The organism is Mucilaginibacter sp. Mucisp86 (genome assembly GCF_047324315.1).
Classification (GTDB): Bacteria; Bacteroidota; Bacteroidia; order Sphingobacteriales; family Sphingobacteriaceae; genus Mucilaginibacter.
Genome location: NZ_CP168503.1, coordinates 297,073 through 314,086, shown reverse-complemented (window position 1 = coordinate 314,086; position 17,014 = coordinate 297,073). Strand labels below are relative to the sequence as shown.

General features: G+C 40.2%; 15 protein-coding genes, 2 tRNA genes and 1 pseudogene. 2 read left to right on the top strand and 16 right to left on the bottom strand.

All coding sequences use genetic code 11. The features are described from left to right. Nucleotides 1-51: 51 nt before the first annotated feature. From ACEN9X_RS01230 to ACEN9X_RS01215, 4 genes and pseudogenes are all read right to left on the bottom strand, one after another. Nucleotides 52-465: a VOC family protein gene (locus ACEN9X_RS01230; protein WP_413668674.1), complete on the bottom strand. Its 414-nt coding sequence runs from the start codon at nt 463-465 to the stop codon at nt 52-54. Between the two features lie 49 nt (nt 466-514). Beyond that, nucleotides 515-952 (bottom strand): AraC family transcriptional regulator, encoded by a 438-nt coding sequence (locus ACEN9X_RS01225; RefSeq protein WP_413668673.1) that lies wholly within the window; start codon nt 950-952, stop codon nt 515-517. Between the two features lie 38 nt (nt 953-990). After that, a pseudogene (locus ACEN9X_RS01220) lies at nt 991-2,046 on the bottom strand (NAD(P)/FAD-dependent oxidoreductase); the annotation flags it as partial. A 12-nt stretch (nt 2,047-2,058) separates the two neighbouring features. Next, the gene (locus ACEN9X_RS01215; protein ID WP_413668672.1) at nt 2,059-2,193 is read right to left on the bottom strand and encodes a hypothetical protein; all 135 of its coding nucleotides are present in this window, start codon (nt 2,191-2,193) and stop codon (nt 2,059-2,061) included. Nucleotides 2,194-2,416: 223 nt separating this feature from the next. On the opposite strand from ACEN9X_RS01215, the gene ACEN9X_RS01210 reads away from it, so the two are divergent. Together ACEN9X_RS01210 and ACEN9X_RS01205 are read left to right on the top strand one after the other, a co-directional pair. Beyond that, nucleotides 2,417-2,490, top strand: a tRNA-Pro gene (locus ACEN9X_RS01210). A 97-nt stretch (nt 2,491-2,587) separates the two neighbouring features. Then, nucleotides 2,588-2,661: transfer RNA gene (locus ACEN9X_RS01205), tRNA-Pro, on the top strand. A gap of 57 nt (nt 2,662-2,718) precedes the next feature. On the opposite strand, the gene ACEN9X_RS01200 is transcribed toward ACEN9X_RS01205, so the two are convergent. The 12 genes from ACEN9X_RS01200 to ACEN9X_RS01145 form a co-directional block, all read right to left on the bottom strand. Beyond that, a complete protein-coding gene (locus ACEN9X_RS01200; RefSeq protein ID WP_413668671.1) occupies nt 2,719-3,840 on the bottom strand; it encodes an alpha/beta hydrolase in 1,122 nt (373 codons plus the stop codon). Nucleotides 3,841-4,057: 217 nt separating this feature from the next. Beyond that, nucleotides 4,058-5,011 carry a hypothetical protein gene (locus tag ACEN9X_RS01195; RefSeq protein ID WP_413668670.1) on the bottom strand — a complete coding sequence of 318 codons (954 nt, stop codon included), beginning with the start codon at nt 5,009-5,011 and terminating at the stop codon, nt 4,058-4,060. A 3-nt stretch (nt 5,012-5,014) separates the two neighbouring features. Further along, nucleotides 5,015-6,466, bottom strand: coding sequence for an MBOAT family O-acyltransferase (locus ACEN9X_RS01190; RefSeq protein ID WP_413668669.1), 1,452 nt, complete (start codon nt 6,464-6,466; stop codon nt 5,015-5,017). Between the two features lie 198 nt (nt 6,467-6,664). Next, nucleotides 6,665-7,102 (bottom strand): helix-turn-helix domain-containing protein, encoded by a 438-nt coding sequence (locus ACEN9X_RS01185; protein ID WP_413668668.1) that lies wholly within the window; start codon nt 7,100-7,102, stop codon nt 6,665-6,667. Nucleotides 7,103-7,702: 600 nt separating this feature from the next. Then, nucleotides 7,703-9,148: a PAS domain-containing protein gene (locus ACEN9X_RS01180; RefSeq protein ID WP_413668667.1), complete on the bottom strand. Its 1,446-nt coding sequence runs from the start codon at nt 9,146-9,148 to the stop codon at nt 7,703-7,705. Between the two features lie 181 nt (nt 9,149-9,329). Then, the gene (locus tag ACEN9X_RS01175) at nt 9,330-11,282 is read right to left on the bottom strand and encodes a polysaccharide biosynthesis protein (protein WP_413668666.1); all 1,953 of its coding nucleotides are present in this window, start codon (nt 11,280-11,282) and stop codon (nt 9,330-9,332) included. A gap of 24 nt (nt 11,283-11,306) precedes the next feature. Then, entirely contained in the window at nt 11,307-12,332 is a 1,026-nt protein-coding gene (locus ACEN9X_RS01170) for a GNAT family N-acetyltransferase (RefSeq protein WP_413668665.1), read from the bottom strand. A 26-nt stretch (nt 12,333-12,358) separates the two neighbouring features. Continuing rightward, the gene (locus ACEN9X_RS01165) at nt 12,359-12,865 is read right to left on the bottom strand and encodes a GNAT family N-acetyltransferase (RefSeq protein ID WP_413668664.1); all 507 of its coding nucleotides are present in this window, start codon (nt 12,863-12,865) and stop codon (nt 12,359-12,361) included. Further along, on the bottom strand, nt 12,862-13,836 hold the full coding sequence (locus tag ACEN9X_RS01160) for a hypothetical protein (protein ID WP_413668663.1): 975 nt from the start codon (nt 13,834-13,836) through the stop codon (nt 12,862-12,864). Before ACEN9X_RS01160 ends, ACEN9X_RS01165 begins: the two co-directional genes overlap by 4 nt. A gap of 31 nt (nt 13,837-13,867) precedes the next feature. Further along, complete coding sequence (locus tag ACEN9X_RS01155; RefSeq protein WP_413668662.1) at nt 13,868-14,671, bottom strand: phytanoyl-CoA dioxygenase family protein; 804 nt, start codon at nt 14,669-14,671, stop codon at nt 13,868-13,870. Between the two features lie 25 nt (nt 14,672-14,696). Further along, the gene (locus ACEN9X_RS01150) at nt 14,697-15,827 is read right to left on the bottom strand and encodes a glycosyltransferase family 4 protein (protein ID WP_413668661.1); all 1,131 of its coding nucleotides are present in this window, start codon (nt 15,825-15,827) and stop codon (nt 14,697-14,699) included. Between the two features lie 90 nt (nt 15,828-15,917). Then, nucleotides 15,918-16,994: an NAD-dependent epimerase gene (locus ACEN9X_RS01145; RefSeq protein ID WP_413668660.1), complete on the bottom strand. Its 1,077-nt coding sequence runs from the start codon at nt 16,992-16,994 to the stop codon at nt 15,918-15,920. Between the last annotated feature and the right edge of the window lie 20 nt (nt 16,995-17,014).

The following is a 17,014-nucleotide window of genomic DNA, read 5'->3' as shown; positions in this document are numbered from 1 at the left end:
TGGCGTTTGTGCCATAATTAGGGTGGTTTTGCGCCATGGTAAAATGAGGGCTTAACTTTTCTTTTCGCCCAATGAAAACCAATTGCCCGAATCATCCTTAAATAAGGCTTCAAAGCCGTAAAACTCTTTGGTGGGGGCTTTACTAAACTCAACGCCTTTAGCTTTCAATTCTTCATAAGTGGCTATAAGGTCGTTGCATTCAAAAACGCCGAACCCAAAAGTGCCGCGTTGCACCAGCCCGCGCATTTGTTGCGCTGATTGTGCATCGAACATCATGCCCTCGCTTATAGCCATTAATGCTATTTCCAGTTCGGGCTGTTCGGGCGGACAAACAGTAAGCCAGCGCATTCCGGGCCCCATGGCCGCATCCGTGTTTACTGTAAAGCCTAATTTGTTTACATAAAAATCACAAGCGCTGTCCTGATCAAGTACAAACACGCTTACGTGGTTTAATTTGGTTATCATCTGTGTTTATTTTGATAGCCTGAAGGTCGGTATCAAAACAGGTTATTCCTTATTGAAAATTGCGATTTTGCAGCCATTCCTTTTCCTGTGCAAAACAACCCGGTATAAATTTGAGCGGCGATTGCTGCATAGCTGCCTGTCGTTTAAGTTGTGTCTGTTGGTAATTTGCCGGCGAACAGGATGTAACCCTCTTAAATAAAGCCGAGAACGAACTAACGCTGTCAAAACCTACCGCATAACAAACATCGGCAACGGCAATACCTTTTTTCAATAATAACCGGGCATTTTCAACCCGAACCTTGATAAGATACTGATGCGGCGTTTTTCCATAGATGTGTTTAAACTGCCTTATGAAGTGATATTTTGAAAAGTATGCTTCGTCGGCAATATCGTTCAGGTCAATGGCTTCATGATAATTTTTATCAATAAACAACTTAGCCTGTACAAGCCTGCGGTAAAGATATATTTTGGGTAATTGACCGGCCATTTCAGGGATAAATATCGGCTTATTATTTCAGAAATATGTTACCTGTTAAAATTGAATAATTGAGCATACTCATTCTTCTTTCCCGTAACAAGGTCGCGGATAATTTCGGCGGCAATTACACTAAAAGTGATGCCATTGCCCCCAAAGCCAAGTGCGAAATAAGTATTGGGCCTTTCGGGGATACTACCAATATAGGGTAAGCCGTCTTTAGTACTTGCAAAAGCCCCAGCCCAGCTAAAATCTGTTTTTAAAGGGATGTGGGGCATTTTCTTAACAAATGCTTCCTGTAACATTACAGCCTTGCGCTTAATAACCGATGGGGGCGTATGCGGGTGATGGAATGGATCGTCCCGACCACCAACCAGGATCCGGTTTTCGCTTACCGCTCTAAAATACATATAAGGCACGGCAGTTTCCCAAATCAGGCTGTCTTTATACCAAAAATGAACGTCGGGCAATGGCTCTGAAACCAGTGCATAGGTTGAGTTAATTTCGGCTACCTTTTTGGGTACGTATTTCAGGCTTTCATAACCGCAGGCAATAACCATTTTTTTTGCTTGGATAGCTAAGCCATTGTCGGTATTAAGGGTAATCCCCTGCCTGTTGTGTTCGATGGTTTTAATCCCCGTGTTATCATAAACCTTGTGCCCAGCTTCGCCAAAGCTTTTAAGCAGGGCGTGGGTAAGTAAATAGGCATCAACTTCTCCGCCATCGGCCGAAAAAATTGCACCTGAAGACGTAAAGCCGAACTTTTGCCTGATCTCGTTCTCCACAAGCCATTGTACTTCAAATCCATGTTTTTTACGCAGTTCATATTCCTGCATCAGGTTGGCTGTATGTGTTTTAAAACTGGCATGCTGCAGGCTTGGCTTCAAGCTAAAGTCAAAAGCAGGTTTTAATGATTTGCACAAGTCGGCAATGTCATAAATGGCTTTGCGGCAAAGTTGATAGCTTTTTACGGCATTAGCTTCGCCAATCAGGTTTTTTAAAGTGGTAAGAGGCGTATCAATTTCATATTGTAAAAAAGCGGTGCTGGCGGCGGTACTGCCCATGCCAACATGCCGCTGATCAAAAACGGCCACACTTAAACCCGAATTACGGAGATGCTAGGCTGTTAATGCCGCGCTGATACCACAGCCCATAATAGCTACATCCAGCTTCAGGTTTTTTTGAAGAGAAGGGTAGGAGGCAACTATGCCGTTTTTCATTAACCAATAAGGCTGTTGTTCATATAAATTCATGAATTTCGACAGATGTAACAGAACAACATGAAATCTATCTTTAAGTTTTGGGCATGAGATCAGATGTAATAACGGATTGTTCAGCGCCTGGAAAAATCACGAAGAGTTTATTTTAAGGCAATATTTTGTTAATGAGTAAATTATATGCTGAGGTGAAAAATCTTTCAAAAAAAATTTTGCAACTTGATTTAAAATCCTACTTTTGCACACCCAATCAGAAAGACGGGATGTAGCGTAGCCCGGTATCGCGCCACATTTGGGATGTGGAGGCCGCAGGTTCGAATCCTGCCATCCCGACAAAAGCGATACCACGTATCAAAAACCCTCTAAATTGAAAGTTTAGAGGGTTTTATTTTCCTGATTGGCAGAATCATAATACCCGGCGAAAGCCAAACGGGATGTAGCGTAGCCCGGTATCGCGCCACATTTGGGATGTGGAGGCCGCAGGTTCGAATCCTGCCATCCCGACTACCGGTAATAAAAAGCCTTGACGAAAGTCAGGGTTTTTTTTGTTTTATGAAATCTTTATTTTGCCGCGTTTACTGAATGATAATCTCTCCAAAGCCATTCCAATGCTTCCGGAAGCGTTTGTTTTTTAACGTTATTATCCACATGGCGGGCGTTTCGGGCAAAAACAAACTGGTATTGATAATTTTTAGCAGCGAGCTCTTTAGCCATATTTTCGTTTGCAAGCACCCAATCATGCATGCCATCGCGCATAACGTTTGGATTAAAAAGGTCCTGGTCGCCAACCTCCAGCCAAATCCTTAATGGTTTTGGTCGGCTTCTTGCAATCAGGTGTTGATGAAATTCCCAGGCGCCATGCGGCGTTTCCGGGTTATAGGGCCATTGCTGGTTGATATAGGTACCTGAATAGGTGAGCACCCGGTGATACCATTCCTGATGGAACCAGGCCATGATCAACGCGCATGATCCGCCAGAGCTGCCACCCATGGCAGCGCGGCCATCCGGGTCTTTTGTTAATTTTACCAGGCATTTGCTTTCAACAAGCGGCAACACTTCGCTTTCAACAAATTCGGCATACCTGCCGTTCATCGTATCATATTCAAGCCCCCGCTGGCTTCCCTGCGCGTCGCCGCCACCATTACCGATTGATATAGCGATCATCGGCGGTACTTTTCCTTCGGCAATAAGATTGTTTAAGACGGTAAAGAGCAAATCGTCCGGGCCGTCGGCACCGATGATAAACGGTGCTTCGGTGCCTGGGATATACTGCTTAGGAACGTATACGGTTACCTGGCGGGTATACGGGGCAGGGTGGCTTGTTGTAACGATCAGTTTAACAGGATTAGCCGGATCTGGTGTTCCGAAGGTGTTGGGCTCCCTGGCAATGCCAGGATAGATTTTACTTTCCTTCGAATTCATGGTAATCCGGTATATCGTACCCTGCGGAGCGTTGGTTTGTACCATTGATTGCGGCAACGGATTATGCGTAGGGCCGATTATAAAATTGCCATTTACATTAGGAGAAGGGTTGGCTCCATCCGGCAGTTCCGTAGCGGTAACATACCCGGGGGTATGCGGGTCTCGAACCGGAATCTGGGCTATGACTGGGTTTGCACACCAAATTGTGCAAAATAATATACCCAACACCCAGGGGCGATTGTATATTTTAATTAGCCTCATTTTGGGTTGATTTATGGAAGTGATTATTTAGGATACGTTTAAAATTAAAATTTGCAACCGGATATTGCGAATTAACTTACTGATTTACTTTCTGTAAAGGCGACAAAAGCTGTACTTGAGCAATAATGTTACATGTAACAGCAGATGGGCGTATAAAAAAGCCCGATGCAAATTGTACCGGGCTCGTCAATATAGTTTAGTTGTTTGTTATTGGTTATTAGTGATTAATGGTTATCAGCTGTTTGTTTTCAAATGATTTTACGGAATGTGTTGGGGGAGCTGCAAGCATTCCGTTCATGATCTGCTGCTTTATATAGGTCGAATACTTTATAGCTCCTTTATAATTTAAATGGCCGAAATCTGCAAATTCATCATTCTTTAGCGGAAAGTTATTGAAGTCGAGAAACTTTATATCACTAAAATAGCGTTGGCGGATCAATGAAAACTCAGCCTCGTTACTTCGGTATTCATATAGAGGGTGCTGGGGGCTCCTGATCAGGAAGACGTTTTTGTGCATGCCGGTACAATAATCTATTATCTTCCTGAGGTATTGAATATTAGTTGTTGAGATAGTGTTTTCATTGGGGGAGGCTTTCTTGTTTTGGCCTGCAGGATTAGTTGAGGGTAAGGGTTTGGTGCCTTCTATTTTAAAATAGCCTCCGGTTTTTCCGGTATAATTATAGTTAAATGAAAGGGCCTTGATGAGGTTGCTGCGGGCAGCTATGCCTATACAATTCATAAAGTATTTTGAATTGTGCCGGGCCAGCAATTTAAAATCGGATACTCCCATAAACGGTGCGTATTGCGGAAACATGTTCGACATATAAGTATATCCCCATGTCCAGTCGTCCATCTTGGGATCAATCTGATTGTTTGAAAATTCAATTAAAACGGTTGTTACCTGCGGGTTTTGCGATAGGTATTTTTTTACTTTTTGAAAGGTATAAAAATAAGATTCGGCCGAATGAGAAAGATTGGTAAGCTTAGGTATAAGCGTATCGTCATAAGCACACTCAGAATGCGAATGACCGAAGATGACAATGGTGTTGCCTTTTTTTATGCTGAACTTTGAAAACTTACTTACCATGTAGCCCGGAATTAAGGCTATTACCAATACGAGCAAGCAGCCCACCAGGGCAAATGTTAGGGTCTTGATTAAAAAGCGGTGCATGGCTTAAAATTGAAAATAAATAAACTGCTGCTCTTTACCTGTAAATAAAAATATCACCACGATTAGCGTGTAATAAAATGCCAACCTGTACCCCCGCTTCCTTAGCCAGGTTAATTTTTCAATGGCATATTGGTTTTCCCGGCCCTGCCACTCCACTATGATAAAAGTGATAATAAGGAGGATAACCTCAAACAATTGCTCTTTGCTGACATCCAATTGAGGTACCGAGAAAAGTGATTTTGAAAAGATGCCACCAATGTATTTAAACGCCTGTGTAACGCTGTCGGCCCTGAAAAAGATCCATGCAAAAATCACCTGTGTAAAGGTGAGTACCATTTGCATAAACTCACGGGGTGTTGGTAAAGCATTGCCTTTAGCTACAATTTCGAGGTGATTACGGTTGGTTTTTAACAGGATTGCGGGGAGGATGAACAGGGCGTTTAGCAGTCCCCAAATGATGAAAGTCCAGTTTGCCCCATGCCAGAAGCCACTAACGAGGAAAATGATCAGGGTGTTGCGTATCTTGAGCCAGGTCCCGGTTTTGCTGCCTCCAAGCGGGATATACAGATAATCCCTAAACCATGATGAGAGTGAGATATGCCACCGGCGCCAAAACTCGGCTATATCCCGCGAAAAATAGGGGAACGCAAAGTTTCTAAGCAAGTCAAATCCAAAAAGCCTGGCAATGCCCAGGGCCATGTCGGAGTAGCCTGAAAAATCGCAGTAGATCTGAAATGCGAAAAATATGGCGCCTAAAACCAGCGTACTTCCCGAATAATGAGCGCTGTTGGCAAATATCAGGTTGGCGTAGTCGGCACATTGATCGGCTATGACAGCTTTTTTAAACAGGCCCCAAAGCATTTGCCTCAGGCCGTTAATGGCTTCCTGGTAATTAAATTTCCTTGCTGCTTTTACCTGGGGTAACAGGTGTGTGGCCCGTTCAATTGGCCCTGCTACCAACAGTGGAAAAAAGCTTACGAATAGCGAATAGTCGATAAAATTTCGCTCGGCTTTAATACGGCCTTTATAAACATCAATTACGTATGACAATCCATGGAAGGTGTAAAAAGAAATACCAACAGGCAGGATGACATTTAGTGTAAACGGGCTTAAATGAATGCCGATATCTGCGCATACGGCGGCGATTGATGATGCGAAGAAGTTGTAATATTTAAAAACGCCTAAGAATCCCAGATTTACAGATATGCTTAACCAAAGCCAAAAGGTTTTGAGCTTCTGATTTTTTGCCTGGTACATTTTCAGCCCGGTAAAATAATCCAGCAGGGTTGAAAATATCAGCAAAAACAAAAAACGCCAATCCCAGCAAGCGTAGAAGAAATAGCTTGCCGCCATCAGCAATAAGTTTTGCTGTTGCAGTTTCCGGTTAAATACAAACCAATAAAGCGCAAAAACTACGATCAGGAATATTCCGAACCCAAACGAATTGAAAAGCATGGCATATAAAATTATAGGAACAGCTAAAACAGGTTGATTGAGGTTGTTTTTTAGGTGTGGAGGCAGGGAATAGGTAGATGTAAAAAAAAGACAATAAGAAAGTCAATCGCCGTTGGTAGCAATCAACTTATAATGGCATTAAAGGATTGAGTACAGGATTTTAATCGATAATAAATAATTTTTTATACCCGGATTACGTTACTCGGGTTTTAATGTATTTTCATTACGCAACGCTTCATTGAATTTTTCAAGCAGTTTGATATACTTGTCCATCCAATAATAAATAGCATCAAGAGGAGCATCTTTTGCCTCATGGGCTTCAATATCTTTTTCAGCGTTGGGAGAGTTAAATCTCAATGCAAATTCATTTGGAAACTCTTTCGAAAAATCATGTTCTATGACAATTCCTATCTGACAAATGATGTCAAAGCTAAGCCTTTTGGTATTGAACCAATTGTACAAGGTTCGTCTGCTTACATTGAGCTTCCGGGCGATTTCACTTATCCCCATATGGTCGCGTCTAACAATTCGCTCTACGATTTTACCAAAATGTAAATCTTGAGTGTCATTAATACCAATTGATCTTTGATCATTATTGATATATGAGCTAATAGGGTAATAAACTTTGCTGTGCATAAGATTAGATTGAAATTAGGTTGTCAACTTTTAATTGGTTAGCATATATTAAATTTAGGTTGTATAGTAAATTGCAGGTACTCACGGTGCCTAAGGTTCAAATAATCGGTTTGGCTTTTAATCATGAATTTCAGATTTAGGTTGTTCATTGGTATTAATATTCCTTACCTTTTTCTATTCAGATAAACAAAAAGTAAATTTTTTGAAATCTTTGTTCTATTGTTTACTTAATAAAAATATGTATACTTCTTTTTTAATTCAACCTATAAAAGGTCAAATTATACCTGTAAAGGGTGGTAATTAATAGTTTTCTAAGAAAAATTCGATCTCTTCAGATTTTTATTTGTCCATTTTGTTCATTTTTTTGTGAGCGATAGTTAAGTTATTAAACCTTTGCCCATTCAATATAGTATCATTTTAACGGGGTTTCATTTGGGTAAATTTACTTTCAAAATAAGATAATTTTACAACTATTCGCTATCAAGACGAATCTCTTCGTAAGATGTTAGAATGTTGATAAGTTTTTTTTGCAGAGCAGGAAATTTTGAAAATTAAAAATATTCCGCCCGGCGAATTTTAATAAATAAAACGTTTTTTTTATTAAACTGGGGTGATGTCAAAAAGTATGCCTGATAGCTTTTTGCATTTATTGTTTTGAAGTTCGGGGTAACCAATTATTCTTATTCGTTTTAAATTGCCGCCGGCAGTTATCACTTCGACTTCAATATCAAATGGGTTTCCGTATTTTAATGAGTTTCTCAGCGCCTTTTTTACTATAACCCGATTTTTGCCTTCCTTCACAAATTTCCAAACAGCCTTCATATTTGGTATAAAATGGTCCGGCAGTTCAAAGATGTTTTGTATAACCTTGTCCCATTGTGTGGTATGAGTAAGCATATCCCGGGTCCAGGTGCCAATTTTTGAAATGGTATCGGCTTTTTTCAGAAGCTTTGCCGCTCGTTCATTCTCCTTTTCAATTGCTTTGATTTTGGATATATCTTCGGTATGTACGCATAAGCCGCCAACTTCTCCTGATGGGGTAAACCATGGATAGATATTCCATTTCAGCCAGCAGCGGATACCATTGTTCTTTTTCAATAATAGGCCATCACATTGATATATATTGCCTTTCAAGCAATGAAGGTGCAGCTTTTCGCATTTCTTTTTTGTGGATGGCAATATTTCGTATACGCTTTTATCAATAAAATTTGTGTTTTGGAGATTATATTCGGTTATCCAGCTTTTTGAAGCAGCAATAAACTGCATCTGGCTGTTAAACATGGCTATAGTAATAGGAGCCTCTTCAATCAGTGTTTTATAGTGACTGATGTTTTCTTTTTGAGACTGTTCAGTCTCCTGAATTGCTGATTTTTCTTCTAGATATTTATGGTAACATGCTGAAAAGTTTGACGGATTGGAAAAATTTAGCATCACCGCCATTTGATTTTTATTGCAGCGCTTTTCCCTGATATATCTGTCGGCTATTTCCATCTGCAGATACCGGTAATAGGAAAAAATAGTTCTTCCAAAACTTTGCTTAAAATCTCTTTTTAATTTCGATTCGGATACAAAATGTTTTTTTGAAAGTGCCGAAATGCTTGGAAACCCGGTGAACAAGTTTTCATTTAATGTTTTAGCAACATTTTCAAGTAACTGGTCGTTCTGTGTTACAAACTCCGGCAGTTCTTCAATACGTGTTTCATCATCAGCTGATTTGGAGTTTAGCGGGCTGATATCAGCCATATGTGCGTAAAATCCCTTTACATCGCCATTAATATAGTCGGGGTGGTAGGTAACCCGTACATTTTTCGCTTTGCCCGAATATAAATGGATCACCTGGTCAAAAACCTGTATTTTACCTGCCAGGGCACCATTAATATGTGGGAGTTGAACATCAAATAAGGTACCTAAAATATCTGAAAGATGAGATTTATTGATCATTTGATCTGGTGTTATACCAAACCAATCGGCCGTAGCTTTATTGGCATATCTGCAAATCAGGTTTTTATCCCAATAAGCAAGCATAGCCTCTGTGTGCTCCGACACATTGAATGCTATTTCAAAAAAATTAGAATTCAAATCAAAGGACATAAGATTCCCTCTTAAAAAATATTACTCATCAGCTTTACCCATCTTAAGGCGGATGAGTTTTTAGGTTATAATTTTCTTAAATCTGCAAATTATTATTGACAAGATATGAGATAGGTCATATAAATATTACAAAAAATCAGTTGGCCATCTGTTTATCAATCAATTTTATATCAAGCTTTTCATATTGCGAATTATTGCTGATATAATCTGGCAGTATGCTTTTCATTTTAGATACCACTAAATCAACCTCATTATGAAGGTTAAGTTCCAACAGATCTGTTATTAAATTGTTGATTTTAGTGTAGCTAACAGGGATGTTTTTTGAGATCTTAATGTCTTTATTGTAAGTTGGTATTACCTCCTCTTCGGCGTTTAGCAGCTCTTCGTACAATTTTTCGCCGGGACGCAATCCTGTATAAACAATCTGTATATCTTTTCCCGGAACAAGGCCGGCCATTTTAATCATATTGGCCGCCAGGTCGGCAATTTTTACAGGTTCGCCCATGTCGAACAAAAATATTTCGCCACCCTTGCCCATCACCTCTGCCTCGAGCACCAGTTGTACCGCTTCGGGGATTGTCATAAAATACCTAGTGATATCGGGATGGGTAACGGTAACAGGGCCTCCTTTTTCAATTTGAGCTTTAAAACGGGGTATTACAGAACCGTTTGAGCCCAGAACATTACCAAAGCGGGTTGTGATAAACCGGGTTTGACTACCTTTTAACGGATCGGAGTTAAAAAAATGTTCTTCAAACAACAGGTTATTTAGCGATTGGATATACATTTCGGCAATGCGCTTTGACGCGCCCATAATATTTGTTGGGCGCACTGCTTTGTCTGTTGATATCATCACAAATTTTTCAACATTAAATTCAATCGAGATATCGGCCAGGTTTTTTGTACCCCATACATTGGTTAAAATCGCCTCAGTTGGATTGTTTTCCATCATGGGCACATGCTTGTAGGCAGCTGCGTGAAATACAATTTGAGGCTTGTATAAGTTAAATAGCGTTTTTATACGTCCGGAGTTTTGAATGTCAGCAATAAACACCCGTGTACGGTTGCCGTACAACCCGTCTTCAATTTCCATTTGTATATCGTGCAGCGGGGTTTCGGCCCTGTCACATAACACAACAAATTCCGGGTTGTACATCAGCACCTGCCTAACCAGCTCTGAACCTATTGAACCTGCGGCGCCTGTAATTAAAATCCTTTTGCCCTTAATTTCATCTAAAATATGTTCATTACAGATCTGTATGGGTTTGCGCTCAAGCAGGTCTTCTATTTTTAAGTCTTTAAACTGATTGGGGTTCGGTTTACCATTTATCCACTGATCAGATGACGGCACAACAATTACTTTTATACCAAGCTCAATGCATTTTTCAACTGCCTTTCTTTTTCCGTCGATTTTTATATCCTCAGATGTTATCAGCATCGATTTAATATCAAAGCGGCTTTTTAACAGGTCAATTGATTTAATAGGATAAACCCGCGTTTGTTCAATGCACTTTGCTATCCTGTCAATCCCGGTGTCAATAAAGCCCTGAACATTGAGCATAAATCCTTTTTGTGCTTCAAGCGCATTTTTAATGAGGATGGAAGGTTCGTTAGAGCCATAGATCAGCACATTCTCTTTTTCAACTTTATAGCTTGTTGCCTCGATGTATTTAAAAACATCCTTGATAATAATACGCATGCACATCAGCATAGAAGAGGTGATGAAAAAGTTGATCAATAGTACATCCACCAATCCTTTAACATCTATTTTTAGATAGAAAGCAAAGAACATATGATAAAATAGCAGGAACGTAACGTTACTTGCCAGTACAGTTATTAAAATCCGCATCATATCCCGCGTGTTGGAATAGCGTATAATGCAGGTATGGATTTTCATGATCATAAAAATCAACACTGCGTTAACGCAGTAAAACATCATGTAATAAAGACTGATGGGATCAAACTGAAGCCGGTTTTTAAAATATAGTGATGTCCATAATGATAACAAAACTACCATCAGGTCAATTACCAGGATTAACCATCTTGAATGGAATTTATCCTGGAACAACAAATTTTTGAGGTATATCATAACTGGTTTATTTAGGTATTCGTCTTAAGCGTATCTGTACAGCGGGAAAAAATCCACTTCGGCATTTTCTTCGATGCCCTTATCCTGTAAAAGCTTTTGATATATTTCGGGATTGGCAATATATCTCCACGTTTTAAAATCAAGATGAAGGTCGGAGAAGGCACATTTCCAGTCAAAGAGCTTGTCGTTCTTAAAACCAAGGCCGCCGCCCAGGTTGTAATATTTCATGCCTTTTTCTCTGCCAATCTGCGTTATGGAATCGGCCAGGAATTTGGTTGGGCTATGATGTAAATATTCTGCACGGGCACCTACTAAATGGGCTTGAATAATGCCGTTTGTAAAGGCTATTATAGTGCTTGCAATTGCGATATCATTATAGTAAACAGTTAATAGGCGGGCTTCATATTCAGAAGTGTTTAATATTTCTGAAAAGTATTTTTCATTAAACAGGTAGTAACTGCTGGCGCCTACACGTTTCATGTTTTCGGTGTAAATTTCAACAAAAGTGTTTAAGCCGGCGGCATTGGTTTCATCCTCTACTCTAAACCCTCTTTTCCAGGCGTGCTTAATAGCGTCCATGGTTGATTGCCTGTACTTTTTACGCTGCTCTTCAAGAGTAAGTGACAAATCAAATACAACAGTTTTACCGTTTTCGTGAACTCCTCCAAATTTCTCTAATAATTTTTGCTGCTTATAAAAAGGATGCAACCTTACAAAAACAGATACATACTTTTCATTTACCAGGAAATTACTGAAAGCAGTTTTAAAATTTTCCATCAGCGCTTCATCTATCTCATCAATTTTTTGGTTTGAAAAAGGGCCTGAAAATCCATATACACAGGTGAGGTCGCTATAATCAGATCCAGGAATTTTTCGCTGCAGCAATGGGAAACCTATGTAAGTGCCAGCTTCCTCGTATACAAAAAGAACAGGATCACCGGCTGTTTCAAGTGAATGGTAATGCCACGTATGATAAAAATCATATTCGGCAGAATTACCCACGTAGGAAATCCATTCCTCTTTATTGAGAAGGGTAAAAATCTTAATCATTGAATTAAAGTTTAGGAGATAGAAAATTATGCCTCTTGATTTTGAAGGCAAACAAATTTACTTTTAGTGATGCTCATCATGATCAGGTCGTTTTTCTTACCTGTAATTTCAAACCCTGCCTTTTCATAAACGGTAATAGCTGCAATGTTTGCCGGGTGAACTTTTAAGTAAATTTCCTCCAGTTCTTTGATCAAAAATCCGTACCGTATCATTTGTACTGTAGCCTGGTAACCGATGCCTTTACCCCAGTAAAGCTTGTTGCCAATAAACAGGTGTAACTCGGCATCACGATCAGTAATATCCAGTAACTGGATGTTGCCTATGTATGTATTCAATTCTTTAACGCAGATGGCAAATCTGAGCTGGTCGGTCCTGGCGAGTTTTTCACGCAACCAGGCTGTTTCAATTTCTGAACTGATGTAATGTGTGGGTTTGTAGCCGGTGTATACCCATATTAGCGGGTCATTGCGCCATGCGTAAGATGTGGACGCATCTTCTATTACAAGGGGGCGTATGTAAACTGAAATGGTCATAAAAAAAGTCTTAACGTATTTAACATATTAAACATATCCTGAAGATCATACCGCTGATCTATTGGTAATGGCACCAGGCATTGGGCCAGGTAGTTTTCGTTGGTGTTTTTTTTGGTCCATTTAAATACATTTGGCCAGTAGGTTGCAACGTATATTTTTTTCTGTATCAAATGGACCTTCAGATGTCGGTCGTTAGTTAAAAAAGGGTAAACCATCGGCACAGTATGTTCATCTGTGGCATCAAACTTAAGCAGGTTAAATTCGGCGAGGTGCTTATGTAAAAAATTGAAATTTCGTTGCCGCACAAATACACATTCGTTGTAGTTGATGCTTGAGAGTATTTTACGGGTTAGCAGAGACATTGACCTGATCTCGTTGTTTTCAAGGTCTTTATTGTTGTTCATGTAGTCGGAATATCCGGCTTCTATACCCGAGTCTATACTTTTTATCAGGTGCGAAAACCGGTGAACCGAAGTGTCTACGGGGAGTTTTTTAGCTAACTTTCTTTTAATGCTTAAATAAGCGCCGTCCGGAACCCCAAAAAACTTGCGGCATGAGTAAAATGTATCAACACCGGCAAGGGGCTCTGAAAAAAAGGCCTGCGAGTTGTCAATGATGAGGTTTTTGATTTTGCCGCTGAGCTCTGATACTTTTGCTTGTTTTATACCAAAATAATTGGTGTATAAAAAGCAGGCATCATGCTCGATATCAAAATCAATAACAGGATCTAACTGCCGGTCAACGTGATAAAACTGGTATTGTACGCCTGTTCGTGTAATTGGCTCAAGCAGCACATCGCAAGTGAAATAAGGTATATAGATTTTGTGGTATTTTTTTTGTATCAGTATGTACTCTAACGCATTGCGCCCTGTGTTTAAATGAACCAAATCGGGGTAATATTCGTTCCCTTTGGGCAGTTCCAGCTCTAAATACCCGCCTATGGGTTTTAAAGCGGCTTTATTTTTTTGCATGACCGTAAATTGAAGGTGAAAAATAAAGTTGTTATCCCTGGTCGCTTTTATACATTCTTAAATGAATGGGCTGATAATATTCATCCAGGTTTTCTGGAATACGCGAATTGTAACCCAATACCTGCCGCTGATCAGCACTAAGCCTATCAATAAAGTCGTATCCTAATACCCTTGGATAATCCATTTGTGGTTTAATAAATGGGCGTGTAAAACCCAGCGTTAATGCGCGGCGTTGCTTGATAGTTTTATTTTCGCCGGCAGCATGCCAGATGTTTGAGTCGAAAAGAATAATACTGCCTTTGGGTGTTACCGCTCTGTCTGCCTGTTCGTAAAAATAAGTTTCGTTGGGTTTGATGTCTGTTTTATGAGATCCGGACAGGAAATAAGTAGCACCGTTTTCTGCAGTAAAATCATCAAGGGTAACTATCATTTGTACCAGTAATTTGGTGTCGCCCATAAAGGTTCGTACATCGCGGTGCATGTTACTTACGTATGGATGTTGCTGCTGCGTGTGTATTACAGCATTAAAGCCATTCAGTATATAATTTCCGCTCAAAAAATAAGCTATCTCATCGGCGCAATACATTTTCTCGATAAACGGCAGGCTGAAATTGTCTTTTTCAACAAGATGGTGAAGCGTGCCGGCCATGTTAGCACTTATCCCGTTTTTTTCCTGTATGGCTCGTCGTTTAACGTACGCTTCCTTTAAGTCCTCGTTAATAGTTGCAACAAAATCGCTGTCTAAGGCATTTTCAAAAATAACCCATCCATAATCACGCATGGCAACGCGAAAATCTTCAAAATGCCCGTTTCCGTAATTAAGTATATTTCTCATGTATCGTATTATTGGTTTCGGCTAATTAATTCAGGTCCATTATCTGCATCATCCTGGCGTTTACTTTGTGTACGTCAAATTTTTCCTTTGCCAGGGCCAAGCCGTTCTGTCCGAAGCTGCTGATAGCCTGGTTATTGGTTATGAAGTACTCCATTTTGTTCACGAGTTCGGCCGTGTTTTTTACCGGTATTAAAAATCCATTGCTGTTAGGCGATGTTTCAACAGTTTCCCGGCAACCAACAGAATCGCAGGTGATGATGGCGCGCCCCATCGCCATGGCTTCGAGCAAACATCGTGGAACCCCTTCCCGGTAATATGAAGGCAGCACAACAACAGATGAGCCGCTTATATATGGCCTTACATCATCAACAGCTCCCAGGTAATTGATCACACTCCTGTGTTTTATCTCCGCAAACAAGTCGGGGTGAATGGCATCAACATTATCGTCATAAGCCCCGATAAGCTTGAAGGTTACCTGCGGATGCTTCAGGAACAGGATTTGCGCTGCTTCGAAATATTCGCGGATGCCCTTGGCATTGATAAGCCTGGATACCATAATAAAGCTTATATTATTCGTATCTGGTTGAGTAGGAGTATAATGGCTTAAGTCGACACCCGAACCATTCACAACAGCTGTTTGATGCTTTGCCGATATGATCTTAAAATCAAGCAGCGTTTGAACATCATCCTTGTTTTGAAAAATAACAGATAAACCCGGCCTGTTTCTGAGACTGAACTTAAGCAGCATGCGGGTAATTTTGCTTGTTAAGGAAGTATTGCCGGCCACAAAAGTGTAACCAAGGCCCGATAGCATAGGGGTTATTGTTTTTACACCGCCCAATTTGGCTGCAATTGTTCCGTATACTACAGGTTTAAGTGTATAGGGGAAAAAAACGTCGGGCTTTAGCTGCTTAATAAGCCGGTAAAGCCTTAAGGCATATTTAAGATCCGATAAAACAGATACATTGCTGCCATTGAGGTTATTTTCAAATACAACTATGTTTAACAATGCAAGCTTTGCACGCTGATCTGGCGGTATTGTTGGGGTAAAAACATACACTGTATGATCTTTCCGCATCAGTTCAACTAATTTGCCTCTAAAGTCGATAAGAGATTTGGCTGAATCGCAGGCAATCAGCACTTTTTTGCTTGTCATAACAATACAATAAGCAATGTTTGTAAGCGAGTATCGAATTGGTAAGGTTAACCCTGTTCAAATGGTACTACATCAAATAAAAAAGGCATTTTAATGAACAAGAACCGGTTCGGGCATAATATTATAGTACATTTTATACCACGCAATAAACCGCTCAACTCCTTCAGGTACAGAAACCTGTGGTTTGTAGCTAAGCATTTCATCTAAATTTGAAACATCAGCGCAGGTTTCCGCCACGTCACCATCTTGCATCGGCATCAATGTTTTAATTGCAGTTTTGTTTACCTGTTTCTCAATTTCGGTAACAAAATCAAGAAGGTTTACAGGTGCGCCTCTGCCTATATTAAACAGCCTGAATGGCGCAGACGAAGTAGCGGGGTCGGGGTTTTTGGCATTCCACAGATAGTTACGCTCTGCCGGTTTATCAATGGTGTGTATAATGCCTTCAACAATGTCATCAACATATGTAAAATCGCGCAGCATATTGCCGTTGTTGAACACCTGGATAGGTTTGCCTTCCAAAATTGCTTTGGTGAAAATAAATAAAGCCATATCCGGCCGGCCCCATGGTCCATAAACGGTAAAAAAACGCAAACCTGTAGTACGCAGATTAAATAGATGACTGTACGTGTGGGCCATCATTTCGTTAGCTTTTTTTGATGCTGCGTATAACGAAACCGGATGGTCGGCGATTTCATGTTCGCTGAAAGGCATTTTTTTATTTAAACCATAAACGCTTGACGAGCTGGCGTAAACAAGATGATCGATGCTAAAATGCCGGCAGCACTCAAGGATATTTAAAAAGCCTTTGATATTAGAGTCGATATAAACTTCGGGGTGGGTAAGGCTATAACGTACGCCTGCCTGAGCAGCCAGGTTGCAAACAGCATCGAATTTATGAGCACGAAAGTGTTGTTCAAGATTCTCTTTGTCTGTTATATCCAGTTTTATGAATGTATAGTTAGGATACCTGGTGCTCACAACCGGTTTGTTATACGCAATTTCTGACACTTTGATGCCTGCGTCCTGTAGCCGTGCGTGCTTTAGCTTTACATCGTAATAATCATTTATATTATCAATGCCTACAACGGTGTCGCCCCGTGTTAATAGTTTTTGGGTTAAATGATAGCCGATAAATCCCGCAGTGCCGGTGATTAAAATTTTCATAAATAAGTGAAATTAGGTTT